Annotated in this window: 10 protein-coding genes; 9 read left to right on the plus strand and 1 reads right to left on the minus strand. The window is 54.0% G+C overall.

Annotation, left to right across the window (positions count from 1 at the left end):
- Window positions 1-77: 77 nt before the first annotated feature.
- The 9 genes from lonB to P0O24_RS00295 all read left to right on the plus strand — a co-directional run bounded on the left by lonB (window position 78) and on the right by P0O24_RS00295 (window position 10725).
- The gene (gene lonB / locus P0O24_RS00255) at window positions 78-2000 is read left to right on the plus strand and encodes an ATP-dependent protease LonB (protein ID WP_316967730.1); all 1923 of its coding nucleotides are present in this window, start codon (window positions 78-80) and stop codon (window positions 1998-2000) included.
- Between the two features lie 193 nt (window positions 2001-2193).
- Window positions 2194-3516 carry a TldD/PmbA family protein gene (locus P0O24_RS00260; RefSeq protein ID WP_316967731.1) on the plus strand — a complete coding sequence of 441 codons (1323 nt, stop codon included), beginning with the start codon at window positions 2194-2196 and terminating at the stop codon, window positions 3514-3516.
- A 184-nt stretch (window positions 3517-3700) separates the two neighbouring features.
- Window positions 3701-4972, plus strand: coding sequence for a UDP-glucose dehydrogenase family protein (locus P0O24_RS00265; RefSeq protein WP_394356628.1), 1272 nt, complete (start codon window positions 3701-3703; stop codon window positions 4970-4972).
- 60 nt (window positions 4973-5032) lie between these two features.
- Window positions 5033-5764: a sugar phosphate nucleotidyltransferase gene (locus P0O24_RS00270; protein ID WP_316967732.1), complete on the plus strand. Its 732-nt coding sequence runs from the start codon at window positions 5033-5035 to the stop codon at window positions 5762-5764.
- Window positions 5765-5812: 48 nt separating this feature from the next.
- Window positions 5813-6985: a glycosyltransferase gene (locus tag P0O24_RS00275; protein WP_316967733.1), complete on the plus strand. Its 1173-nt coding sequence runs from the start codon at window positions 5813-5815 to the stop codon at window positions 6983-6985.
- On the plus strand, window positions 6982-8055 hold the full coding sequence (locus P0O24_RS00280; RefSeq protein WP_316967734.1) for a glycosyltransferase family 4 protein: 1074 nt from the start codon (window positions 6982-6984) through the stop codon (window positions 8053-8055). Before P0O24_RS00275 ends, P0O24_RS00280 begins: the two co-directional genes overlap by 4 nt.
- Window positions 8056-8337: 282 nt before the next feature.
- Window positions 8338-9312 carry a GDP-mannose 4,6-dehydratase gene (gene gmd, locus P0O24_RS00285; RefSeq protein ID WP_316967735.1) on the plus strand — a complete coding sequence of 325 codons (975 nt, stop codon included), beginning with the start codon at window positions 8338-8340 and terminating at the stop codon, window positions 9310-9312.
- A gap of 1 nt (window position 9313) precedes the next feature.
- On the plus strand, window positions 9314-9952 hold the full coding sequence (locus P0O24_RS00290; RefSeq protein ID WP_316967736.1) for a class I SAM-dependent methyltransferase: 639 nt from the start codon (window positions 9314-9316) through the stop codon (window positions 9950-9952).
- Window positions 9953-9966: 14 nt separating this feature from the next.
- The gene (locus P0O24_RS00295) at window positions 9967-10725 is read left to right on the plus strand and encodes a class I SAM-dependent methyltransferase (protein ID WP_316967737.1); all 759 of its coding nucleotides are present in this window, start codon (window positions 9967-9969) and stop codon (window positions 10723-10725) included.
- Window positions 10726-10755: 30 nt separating this feature from the next.
- On the opposite strand, the gene P0O24_RS00300 is transcribed toward P0O24_RS00295, so the two are convergent.
- Window positions 10756-11928: a glycosyltransferase family 4 protein gene (locus P0O24_RS00300; RefSeq protein ID WP_316967738.1), complete on the minus strand. Its 1173-nt coding sequence runs from the start codon at window positions 11926-11928 to the stop codon at window positions 10756-10758.
- Between the last annotated feature and the right edge of the window lie 21 nt (window positions 11929-11949).

Consider the following 11949-nt stretch of genomic DNA (forward strand, 5'->3'; position numbering starts at 1 on the left):
AGAATCGGTTATTGCAGAATCGATCATCTCAGCATCGATCATCTCAGCATCAGTTATATAGGTTAGAAGGTCTCACTATGAGCGAGAGGGCCGATATTTTGTTGGAAGACGAGAAGAAGGATCTCCTCGGCAAGACCGAGTTCGACGACACCAGCACCGTCGAGGTGCCTGAGAGCCTGATAGACCAGGTCATAGGCCAGGACGAGGCGGTGGAGGTCATAAAGAAGGCGGCCCATCAGCGCCGCCATGTTATGCTCATCGGCTCCCCCGGAACGGGCAAATCGATGCTGGGAAGAGCCATGAGCGAGCTCCTCCCCATCGAGGAGCTCCAGGACGTTCTGGTTTATAACAACCCCGAGGAGAACAACAACCCCAAGATCAGGGTGGTGCCGGCGGGGAGGGGCAGACAGATAGTCGACGCCCACAAGATGGAGGCGCGCAAGAAGACCCAGACGAGGAATATGTTCTTCATGCTGATCGTTATGGGCCTCCTCGTCTACGCCTACTACATGGGCCAGCTCCTCTTCGGGATCATAGCCGCGGCCCTGATATTCCTATCGATGAGGTATCTTATCCCCAAGGACGACTCCCTCGTCCCCAAGCTTTTGGTGGACAACAGCAAACAGAAGAAGGCCCCTTACGTCGACGCCACGGGAGCCCACGCCGGCGCCCTCCTGGGGGATGTCCGCCACGACCCCTTCCAATCTGGGGGCCTGGAGACCCCGAGCCACGATAGGGTCGAGTGCGGCGCCATCCACAGGGCCCACAAGGGGGTCCTCTTCATCGACGAGGTGAATACCCTCCGGCCTGAGTCCCAGCAGAGCCTCCTCACATCCCTCCAGGAGGGGGAGTACCCCATCACGGGCCAGTCGGAGCGGTCCTCCGGGGCCCTCGTAAGGACCGAGCCCGTCCCATGCGACTTCGTCATGATCGCCGCCGGAAACCTCGACGCCATGGGGGGGATGCACCCCGCCTTGCGGTCCAGGATCAAGGGGTACGGCTACGAGGTCTACATGAGAGACACCATGGAGGATACCGTCGAGAACCGGGAGAAGCTCGTCCGGTTCGTCGCCCAGGAGGTCGCCCGGGACGGCAAGATCCCCCACTTCACAAGAGACGCCGTCGCCGACATCGTGAGAGAGGCGAAGAGGAGGGCCGGGAGGAAGGGCCACCTCACCCTCCTCCTCCGGGACCTCGGCGGCCTGATCAGGGTTGCCGGGGACGTCGCCCGGTCCGAGGAGGCTTCCCTCACCGATACGAGCCACGTCCTGGAGGCGAAGAAGATGGCCCGGTCCGTCGAGCAGCAGCTCGCCGACATGTACCTGGAGAGGAGGAAGGACTACTCCATGTTCAAGAACGCAGGGGCCGAGGTCGGAAGGGTCAACGGCCTCGCCGTCGTCGGCGACTCCGGGATCGTCCTGCCCATCATGGCCGAGGTGACCCCCGCCCAGTCGAAGGAGGAGGGGAAGGTCATCGCCACCGGGAGGCTCCAGGAGATAGCAAAGGAGGCGGTCCAGAACGTCTCGGCCCTGATTAAGAAGTTCCTCGGTGAGGATATCACCAACAAAGACGTCCACATCCAGTTCATAGGGACCTACGAGGGGGTCGAGGGGGACAGCGCATCCATATCGATAGCCACGGCCGTTATTTCCGCCCTGGAGGGCGTCCCCATAAAGCAGAACGTGGCGATGACCGGCTCCCTTTCTGTGAGGGGGGACGTCCTCCCCGTCGGCGGAGTCACCCAGAAGATCGAGGCTGCCGCCCTGGCGGGGATCACCACCGTCCTCATCCCCAAGTCCAACGAGGGGGACGTCCTCCTGGACGATACCTTCAAGGACAGGATCAAGATCATCCCCGTCACCTCCATCAGCGAGGTCTTTGAGTACAGCTTCTCGGGCCAGAAGCCGAAGCTTTTGGAGAAGCTGAAGAAGTTCGCCGCGGAGAAGAAGCTGGGGATCATCCTCCCCGAGACGATACCGACCCCCAGCAAGGGGCTGTGATGGGGCGGGGGGGGGTCCCGGCCCTCTCCCCCTGCCGATCTCTTTCTGTAATGACTCCCCCTCATTTTGTATCTCTTTTTGTTGACGTTTCTTATTATCTGATCTGACATCAGCCGATGGTCAGGGTTAAGTCATAGAAGCTCCCTCCTCCGGTCGAGAGGTCCTTGAGAGGCGAAATAGAGAGGAGAGTCGGATGGAAGAGTTTTTCGATCAGAGGGTGCTGCGGGGAAGAGCGACCAGGATAGTCCTGGACAACGGGGAGCTCGACGAGATATCGGAGAGCTTCTTCGTCGGCGCAGCCATAAGGGCTCTGTCGGGAGGGTCCTGGGGCTTCGTCGAGACCGAGAGGCTCGACGACCTCCCCGGAGATCTGGAGAGGGCGAAGAGGGCGGCCCGGAGGATCGGCGGAGACGAACGGCTTGAGCTCGCTTCCTCCCCTCCCGGGAGGGGCGGGAAGGTCCCGGTGAAGAGAGACCCCGCCGACCTATCCCTGGAGGAGAAGGTCGATCTTCTCCGGGAGATCGAAGGGGCGGCGAAGGTCCCTGGGGTGGGGTCGACCCAGGCCGTCTACAACGAGGTGATCGTCAAGACCCGTTATACCAGCTCCGACGGCAGGGACCTGGAGGGGGAGGCGACGAGGGTCGGCTTCTACGTCACCGCAGTCGCAAGCAGGAGCGGAGTCTATCAGGTGGGGATGGAGAGCCGGGCCGGAGCCTGCGGCCTGGAGCTCTTCAGCGACGTCGATGCGGTGGGCTTAGCCCGGCGGGCGGGAGGGGCCGCCGTCGCCCTCCTGGACGCGAAGGCCCCGAAGGGCGGGAGCCTTCCGGTCGTCGTCGATCAGGAGCTCGGCGGCGTCTTCGTCCACGAGGCTGTCGGCCACGCCGTCGAGGCTGACATAGTCCTGGAAGGCGGCTCGATCCTGGAGGGGAAGATCGGCGAGAGGATAGGTTCAGAGCTTGTCACCGTCAAAGACGATCCGAGCCTTCCCCTTTACGGAGGCTACCCCTTCGACGACGAGGGGAGCGCCCCGGCCGAGACGGTCCTCGTCGAGGATGGGGTCCTCCTCTCCTACCTCCATTCCCGGGAGACGGCCGGAAGGCTCGGCGGAACCCCTCGAAACGCCCGCGCACAAGGAAACTCAAGGCCGGTGGTGAGGATGTCCAACACCTACATATCTCAGCCGAAGGACGGCTGGACCCTCGCCGAGATCCTGGAGGAGATGAAGGACGGGGTCTACCTTTTAGGAAGCAGAGGCGGCCAGGTCTCCACCGCCGAGGGGGTCTTCCAGTTCAACGCCAAGCGCGGCTACCTGGTGGAGGGGGGTGAGCTGGGCCCCCTCTTGAGGGACGTATCCCTCTCGGGCCACATCCTGGAGATCCTGGAGAGGGTTGTGGCCGTCGGCGACGACCTGGCCTTCAACAGCGGTCGGTGCGGAAAGTCCGGCCAGCTCGTCCCGGTCAGCGACGGTTCGCCCCACATGCTCATCGAGGAGGCGACGGTGGGGGGGGCAGGATAGGGTTGAAGGAGTGGGGCGAGCGACGAAATCTGGCGATCGTCATGCCGATCGTCAGTGCGATCGTCAGTGCGATCGTCAGTGCGATCATCATATATGTCCGGAGCATCATCCGGCGACAAAGGACTCTAGACGCCGGATCTTTGAACCTATCCATGGCGTCTTATATCGGACGGAGCTGGTCGGGGTGAAGATATCGGTGGTAGGAGGGGGATATGTGGGCTTGGTCTCGTCTGCATGTTTTGCAGAACTAGGCCATAATGTAAATATTATAGAAATAGACTGTAATAAAGTCGAAGCGATCAACTCCGGAGAGCCACCGATATACGAGAAGGGTCTGGATGGCCTCCTCTCCAGACATGCGGGCGAGAACCTTATGGCGACCGATAGTTACGACGTAATCCCCGAGTCGGACCTCTCCTTCATCTGCGTGGGAACCCCCCCCGGTCCCGACGGGAACGCAGACCTCTCCATGGTCGCCTCTGCCAGCAGGTCTATAGGCAGATATCTGCGGGATGGAGAGGGATATCACGTGGTGGTGGTCAAGAGCACCGTCCCTCCCGGTACGACGGAGGAGCTGGTGATCCCGACGGTTCTCGAGGAGGCTCGCGGCAGATCCGATGATATCGGCTTCGCCATGAATCCCGAGTTCCTTAGAGAAGGCATGGCAGTATACGATTTTATGCATCCTGACAGGATAGTGATCGGGAGCAGAGAGGGCGGGGCGGGAGATCTCGCTGAATCGGCGTACTCCGGGATCGACTCCCCCGTTCTTAGGGTGGGGATCAGGGCTGCAGAGATGATCAAATACGCGTCCAACGCCATGCTCGCCACGAAGATCTCCTTCTCCAACGAGGTGGGGAACATATGCAAAGATCTCGACATAGACGTCTACGAGGTGATGCGCGGGGTCGGCCTTGATCACCGGATCTCCCCCCATTTTCTCAATTCTGGCGCTGGCTTTGGGGGAAGCTGTCTGCCGAAGGACGTCTCGGCTCTGATACGCCTAGCAGAGTCTCTCGGAGAATATCCGGTTCTGCTGAAGTCCGTCATTGAGGTCAACGAGCGCCAGCCTCACAGATTGGTGAAGCTCCTCGAGGAGAAGATCGGCGATCTTTTTGGAAAGGAGGTCGCAGTACTGGGGCTCGCGTTTAAAGGCGATACCGATGACGTCCGCGATTCGAGGGCTATAAAGGTGATTCTGGACCTCAAGGAGAAAGGCGCCTCCGTCAAGGCCTACGATCCTCTGGCGATCCCCAACGCGCGAAAGGTGGTCCCTGATATCAAATACTGCAGAAGCGCGGCTGAAGCTCTCGAGGGCTGCGACGCCGGTCTCATAATGACGGAGTGGGCCGAGTTTGCCTCCCTCGACGAGGAGTTCGACATGATGAAGTCCAGGGTGATCCTGGAAGGGAGGCGTATCCTCTCCTGCGAGGATGCTGAGGGGATATGCTGGTAGTTTCTTTCTGCAACCATAGGCTTTGAAGCTCAAAAGAGAATTTCGATATGGAGTACAGATATGCAAGGATTGATACCAGCGGCAGGCGGTGGCACCAGGCTCGGCCCCTTCACCAACGCCATCCCAAAAGAGCTCCTTCCCGTTGGGAATAAGGCCGTAATCGAGCACGTCGTAGAGGCGATGAGGCTTGCGGGGATCGACGATATCGTAGTCGTCGTCAGCCCTCACAAGCACGGCCTCTCAGACTACCTCGGCTCCGGCCGGAGGTTCGGCGTCAACCTCACCTACGTAGTCCAGGATGAGAGAAAAGGGCTCGCAGATGCGGTCCTCTCCGGAGAGCACGCCATCGACGGAAGCTTCGCCGTCGTCCTGGGGGACAACTTCTTCCGTCCCAAGGATTTTTTGAGGGATCTCATCTCCTACCATGTGGAAGAGGGAGCCGACGCCACCATCGGCGTCGCAGAGGTGGAGGACGTTACACGCCACGGGATCATCATGGCCGAGGGGGACCGGATAAAGTACATCATCGAGAAGCCCTCACCTGAGGAGGCGCCCAGCAGCCTCGGAGCCATAGGGGCTTACGTCTTCGAGAGGTCCATCTTCGACTCCATCCGGGAGACGAAGCCTGGATATAATGGAGAGCTCCAGCTGACAGATTCGGTGATGGTGGCCATCGATCGGGGAAGAAGAGTCCTTTACAGGAAGATCGAAGGGATTCACATAGATGTGGGGACCCCTGGGGATCTTATGCTCGCAAACAAGTGGTATATGAATAACGAGGAGTCTTTGTGACCCGGATCGTTCTATATTTTGATATTCTATCTATAGCCCTGACGGTGGTTGGCTGAAAAGGAGGTGCCTGGAGCTATGAGCAAGATATGCATATTCGGACCTTCAAAACATTTCTTCAGTGGTTTGAGCTACTACACCATCAGGGTTTCGAATGCATTAGCGGAGGAGAACGAAGTCTCGGTCGTATTATTCAGAAAGCTTCTCCCCAAGTTATTATTTCCGGGCAGAAAGCACGTGGGCAAAGATCTCTCAGATTTGAACCTGTCCGGGGAGATCGACGAGCGCTACATCGATTGGGACTCGCCTTTGAGCTGGCTCAGAGCATATCATTTCTTGAGGAGAGGCAATCCTCAGATCCTGATATTCCAGTGGTGGACCTCTTCTGTGGGTCACATTTACGCCATCTTCAAGTTGATAAACCGTTTGTTCCTGCACAAAAAGATAATCGTGGAGTTTCATGAGGTCGTCGATCCTCTCGAGGAGTCGATACTTCCGATAAGGATATACTCCAGGATAATTGGACGGATAATCACAAAGAACATTACCGCCATAACTCACTCAAATGCAGATAAGGAGCTGATAGCAGAGAAATACCGCCTCCCCTCAAAGGATATATCGGTCATCCCTCTTGGTCCCTTCGATCATTTTAAAAAAATAAATAAGGAAGAAGCCAGGAGGAGGTTGGGAATAACGGATAATTATGTGATTTTATATTTTGGACTGATAAGAAAATACAAGGGGGTGAACCACCTCGTCGAGGGCTTCAGCCAGATCCCTGAAGAGAAGGTGCGCCCCATGAGGTTGCTCGTGGTGGGTGAAGTTTGGGACGATTTGGGGTTAGAGGAGTTGATAGAGGCCTCACCCCACAGGGATAAGATATCTCTAAGGGACGAGTACGTCCCGGACGACGACGTATCCCTTTATTTCTCCGCTGCGGATCTTTTGGTCTTGCCATATCTGAGGGCGTCTCAGAGTGGTGTAGCGCACATTGCGATAACCTACGGGATACCGGTCATTACAACGAAGGTCGGCGGTCTCGCGGAGTCCATGTCCAGCTATGAAGGCGCAACTTTCATCTCCCCTGGGGATCCCACCGAGATAAAAGATGAGATCTTGAGATGTTTCGATATCTCCGCGTCACGGAACATCAGGTCTTCAGAGATGGGCTGGGAAGATATCGCGAAGAGGTACGCCGAGATATTCGAGGCGACTCTGAGATGAAGATCCTCCAGATATCTCCTCGATATCACCCCGATATCGGCGGCGTGGAAACTCACGTCAAGGAGATCAGCGAAAGGCTGGCAGAAAGGGGTTTCGAGGTCGAGGTCGTCTCTACCGACCCGACGGGAAGGCTCCCGGAGAACGAGATCATAAACGGGGTCGCTGTGAGACGGTTCAGGTCGATAGCTCCGGATAATGCCTATTTCTTCGCTCCCCAGATCTACCTTTATCTCAAGAGGGCGAGGTGCGACGTGATCCATGCCCACGGCTACCACGCTCTCCCGGCATTCTTCGCGGCGATGGCGAAGGGCGACAGGAAGTTCGTCTTCACCCCCCATTATCATGGAAGGGGTCACACCCCGTTCAGAGACCTCCTGCACAAGCCTTACAGGCTGATCGGATCGAGGATATTCGAGGCGGCCGACAGAGTAGTATGCGTATCTCTCTTTGAGAGGGGACTTCTGGAGACGGATTTCGACGTCCCCGGCGAAAGGATAGAACGAACGACGAACGGGATAAGCCTCGACGAGTTTCAGTGCGATGCGGGCGAGAAGGACTTGAGCAAGATCCTCTATGTCGGAAGGCTCGAGGAGTATAAAGGCGTCCAGCATATAATTCGAGCTCTGCCTCACCTCGGCGATCGAAGACTGGTGGTGGTCGGGCGGGGTCCCTACGAGGGGGAGCTGAAGCGTCTTGCTGAGGATCTCGGAGTGGAGGAGAGGGTCGAGTGGTTACGGGATCTTTCCAGAGAGGAGCTCCTGGATCACTACAGGTCTGCGGGGGTCTTCGTCATGCTCTCGTCCTTTGAGGCCTTCGGGATCACCGTCGCCGAGGCGTTGGCCAGCGGGACACCCTGCATCGTCGCGGAGGGGAGCGCGTTGGAGGAGTTCGTCGACGGCAAGACCTGCGTCGGATTGAGCCGTCCGATAGTTGTTGATCAGCTGGTAGAACGTATCGGCGACCTCTCGGGCGAGGTGGTCGGCGAAGGGGACCTGCGAAGAGATAATATCAGGTCGTGGGACGAGGTCGCGGACCAGCACGTGAAGTTGTATGAGAGGTTGGTGGGTTGACCTCTGATTTTGCTCTCCCACTTGCAGGAGATATCCGGAGGTGTACTGGAAGGCGGGGTTCGACTGGGATATGACCGAGATTTGACCGAGATTTGGCCAGGCATCTACCATCGGTGCCTGAGATGATGGTCGGTGTATCTGAGTTTAATCGGAAAAACTTTAAATGATGGCCGATGATGGCCTCGACGGACGCGAATGGAGAATGATGGTTGAGAATAATGGCGAAGGTTATAAAAACCTGCAAGCCTTCGAGCCTTTCGTCCGATCTGGAGATGAAGCAACATGACCAAAGCGGCGTTGATCACCGGGATAACAGGGCAGGACGGATCGTACCTCGCAGAGCTCCTGCTGGCCAAGGGCTATGAGGTCTACGGCCTCGTCAGAAGGCTCAGCACCCCGAATATGTCCAGGATAAGTCATATCGCGGACAACATAATATTTCTCGAAGGGGACCTCACCGACCAGTCCTCCCTCAACGTCGCGGTCCAGACGGCCCAGCCCGACGAGGTCTACAACCTCGCCGCTCAGTCCTTCGTCGCCACATCCTGGAACCAGCCGGTCCTCACCGGGAACGTCACGGGCCTGGGGGTCACCCGGATCCTCGACGCCGTGAAGCACTTCTGCCGCGACGCCAAGTTCTACCAGGCCTCCAGCAGCGAGATGTTCGGAAACGTCGAGGAGGTCCCCCAGAACGAGGATACCCGGTTCTGCCCCCGCAGCCCCTACGCCATCGCCAAGGTCTACGGCTACTATACGACGGTGAACTACAGAGAGAGCTACGGGATGTTCTGCTGTAACGGCATCCTCTTCAACCACGAGTCTCCGAGGCGAGGGATCGAGTTTGTTACGAGGAAGATCACCGACGGAGTCGCCAGGATCCACGCTGGCCACTCAAAGGAGCTGCGGCTCGGAAACCTCGACGCCAAGAGGGACTGGGGGTATGCGGCCGATTACGTCGAGGCGATGTGGCGGATGCTCCAGCAGGACGCCCCCGACGACTACGTCGTCGCGACCGGCGAGAGCCATTCGGTGAGGGAGTTCGTCGAGATGGCCTTCTCCTCGGTCGGCCTTGACTGGCGGGATCACGTCAAGATGGACGAGAGGTTCATGAGGCCCGCCGAGGTCCCGGAGCTGCGGGGTGACGCCTCGAAGGCGAAGGAGGCGCTCGGGTGGGCGGCGAAGACGTCGTTTGAGGAGCTCGTCGAGATGATGGTGGGAGCGGACGTAGAGAGGATGGTGGCGGATCACGGAAGGTAAGATGAAGTTTGGGGCTCAAGTCCCAAGGGAACACTATTTCAAAGATTACGATACCAAGGAGCGTTTTATCAGCTATTGGTATCAGATTGACGAGGTCTTGAGGACGAATCCCAAAAACGTATTGGAGATCGGCGTCGGAAATAAGACGGTCAGCAATTACTTGAAAAATCAGGGGATCGAAGTAACCACCGTCGATATAGATCCCAGTTTGGAGCCCGACCGGGTCGGAAGCGTAACGAATCTAAGAAAATTTTTTGAAGAGGGTTCTTTTGATACGTTATTATGTGCTGAGGTGTTGGAGCACCTGCCCTTCGATTGTTTTGAGGTTGCTTTAAAAGAGATGAAGTATGTAGCCAAGAATTTTGTAATACTATCTTTGCCGTACTTTGGCATCGAATTTATGTTCAGATTTAAGGTCCCTTTAGTTAAAGAGAAGAAATTATTATTTAAAATCCCATATTACAGAGAGCATAGGTTTGATGGGGAGCATTACTGGGAGATCGGCAAAAAAGGATATTCGATTAAATTCATATTAAAAATTTTATCTAAATTATTTGTTATTAACCGATATTATTACATAGCAGATAACCCATATCATATGATTTTTGCATTGGACGTGAAAGACAAAGAGATTAACTAAGGGAATGCTGATAAATGGCGATCTTCAAGGAAGTTCGAAGAATTATAACGCTAAGTAGGTACCTTATTGGATCGTATCTAGATATCTTCCGTTCCATCCAATATAAGGGCGATATCGTTATTTGCCCCATATGTGAAGGCCACTTCAAGTACTTCTTGCCCTTCGGCGTTAATAAAAGGCCGAACGCCATGTGCCCACATTGCCGATCTCTCGAGAGACACCGACTTCTCTGGCTTTATATGAGAGATCGAACCCGCTTCTTTGAAGACGATATCAAAGTTCTTGAGATCGCTCCTCATTATTACATACAGCGAAAGTTCAGATCGATGCCAAATCTTGATTATGTGAGTGTGGATTTATATTCACGTTTAGCTATGATTAACATGGATGCAACAGATATAAAATTTCCTGAAGGATCTTTTGACTGTGTCCTCTGTTATCACGTCTTGGAGCATATACCAGATGATAAAAAGGCCATGAGCGAGATACTAAGGGTTTTAAAGCCAGGTGGATGGGGGATTTTGCAGGTACCGATCCTTGCGGAGACAACCATCGAGGACCCTGCGATCAATTCCCCAGAAGATCGAGAGAGGGTCTATGGACAGTCTGACCACGTAAGAGCTTATGGACTTGATTACAAAGATAGGCTTGAAGACGCAGGATTTATCGTGACGGTGGATGATTACGTAAGCGAGCTAGGCGGCGAAGTCGTCAGAAGATGCGGGCTGGAGAAGGATGAATGTATTTATTACTGCGTAAAGCCTTCTCTTTAGCCACTGCATTCTATATACTACAGCATATTTTCAAGGTATAATATCTTCGATAATATTAGTAAATTTCTTATATTGAGCGTCAAAATTGAAAATAGCTGCTCTTTCCCTCGCTTTATCGGAAAGTTCGGTATAATATTGATCATCCGAACAAATTTTGTTAATCTTGTCAACCCAATCTTCTATGCAAAATGGATCGTCAACGATAATTCCAGCATTGGATACTACTTCAGGCAAACCGCCCCGTTTACTCACGATTGTAGGGATTCCGTTTAACATCGCTTCGACGCAGACTCTGCCAAAAGGCTCTGGCCAGATTGAGGGAACCAAGAGAACTTTGGTTTTAGAATAAACCTCCCGCATGTCATCAGTCCATTCTATATAGGTGATGTTTTCTGCATTTTCAAGTTCAGATTTGAATTCAAAATGGGGAGGAATTTTACCAACGCATAGAAATCTATTACCAGGCATCTTTTTGGCTATATCTAAAAAAATTTTAACACCCTTTAATATATCCGGTCTTATCATTGTTATAAATTTACTGTTATGGGTATCAGATTCGACCGATTTATACTCTATAAATGGATAAATATATTCAGATTCAACATCAAACCACTCCCTAGTAAGATCCGAGACAAATCGGCTGTTCGCAATAACAGAATCTGCCCCTTTTACGGTTCTTTCGCTCCATTTAAGCAACTTCCTCGAAAATGGGTACTGAAGAGAGTCTTGGCCGAATTTAAGGGCGTTATAGAGTTTCGAGTTCATATTAGGTAAGCAACGCCAACATACTTTATTACATTTGATCCCATTCGCAAAACCTATAGGGCAGAAATGCGAATAATCACGGATAAATAGGGCAGAAGGAATATTATATTTCATCGCTATTTCAACGCTCGGTAAAGCGAACTCTAATTGGGTTAAAATCATGTCTGGCCTATTTTCGCTGACAAAATTGTCTAGTATAGATAACCACTTCTTACATTCCATATAAGTCTTAATATGCCTAAATTGAGGTATATTGATCGATGCAGCTCTCTCATGTATATGTAATTGATCTTTTATTATTTCATTGAATGAATGGCCGTTGGTGATGATATGAACCTCTTTCTCTTCTGAAAGACGTTTTGCCAACGTATACATCGAAAGCTCTGCACCACCAATTATAGGATAAAAATTTCTTACTGAAACTAAGATTTTAATCATTAAATATCACCAACATCATGC

Source organism: Candidatus Methanocrinis alkalitolerans (assembly GCF_029167205.1).
GTDB lineage: Archaea > Halobacteriota > Methanosarcinia > Methanotrichales > Methanotrichaceae > Methanocrinis > Methanocrinis alkalitolerans.

Coding starts and splice junctions, on each gene's coding strand:
- gmd (WP_316967735.1), top strand. CDS start 8,338: ATGACCAAAGCGGCGTTGATCACCGGGATAACAGGGCAGGACGGATCG.
- lonB (WP_316967730.1), top strand. CDS start 78: ATGAGCGAGAGGGCCGATATTTTGTTGGAAGACGAGAAGAAGGATCTC.
- P0O24_RS00300 (WP_316967738.1), bottom strand. CDS start 11,928: ATGATTAAAATCTTAGTTTCAGTAAGAAATTTTTATCCTATAATTGGT.
- P0O24_RS00260 (WP_316967731.1), top strand. CDS start 2,194: ATGGAAGAGTTTTTCGATCAGAGGGTGCTGCGGGGAAGAGCGACCAGG.
- P0O24_RS00290 (WP_316967736.1), top strand. CDS start 9,314: ATGAAGTTTGGGGCTCAAGTCCCAAGGGAACACTATTTCAAAGATTAC.
- P0O24_RS00280 (WP_316967734.1), top strand. CDS start 6,982: ATGAAGATCCTCCAGATATCTCCTCGATATCACCCCGATATCGGCGGC.
- P0O24_RS00270 (WP_316967732.1), top strand. CDS start 5,033: ATGCAAGGATTGATACCAGCGGCAGGCGGTGGCACCAGGCTCGGCCCC.
- P0O24_RS00295 (WP_316967737.1), top strand. CDS start 9,967: ATGGCGATCTTCAAGGAAGTTCGAAGAATTATAACGCTAAGTAGGTAC.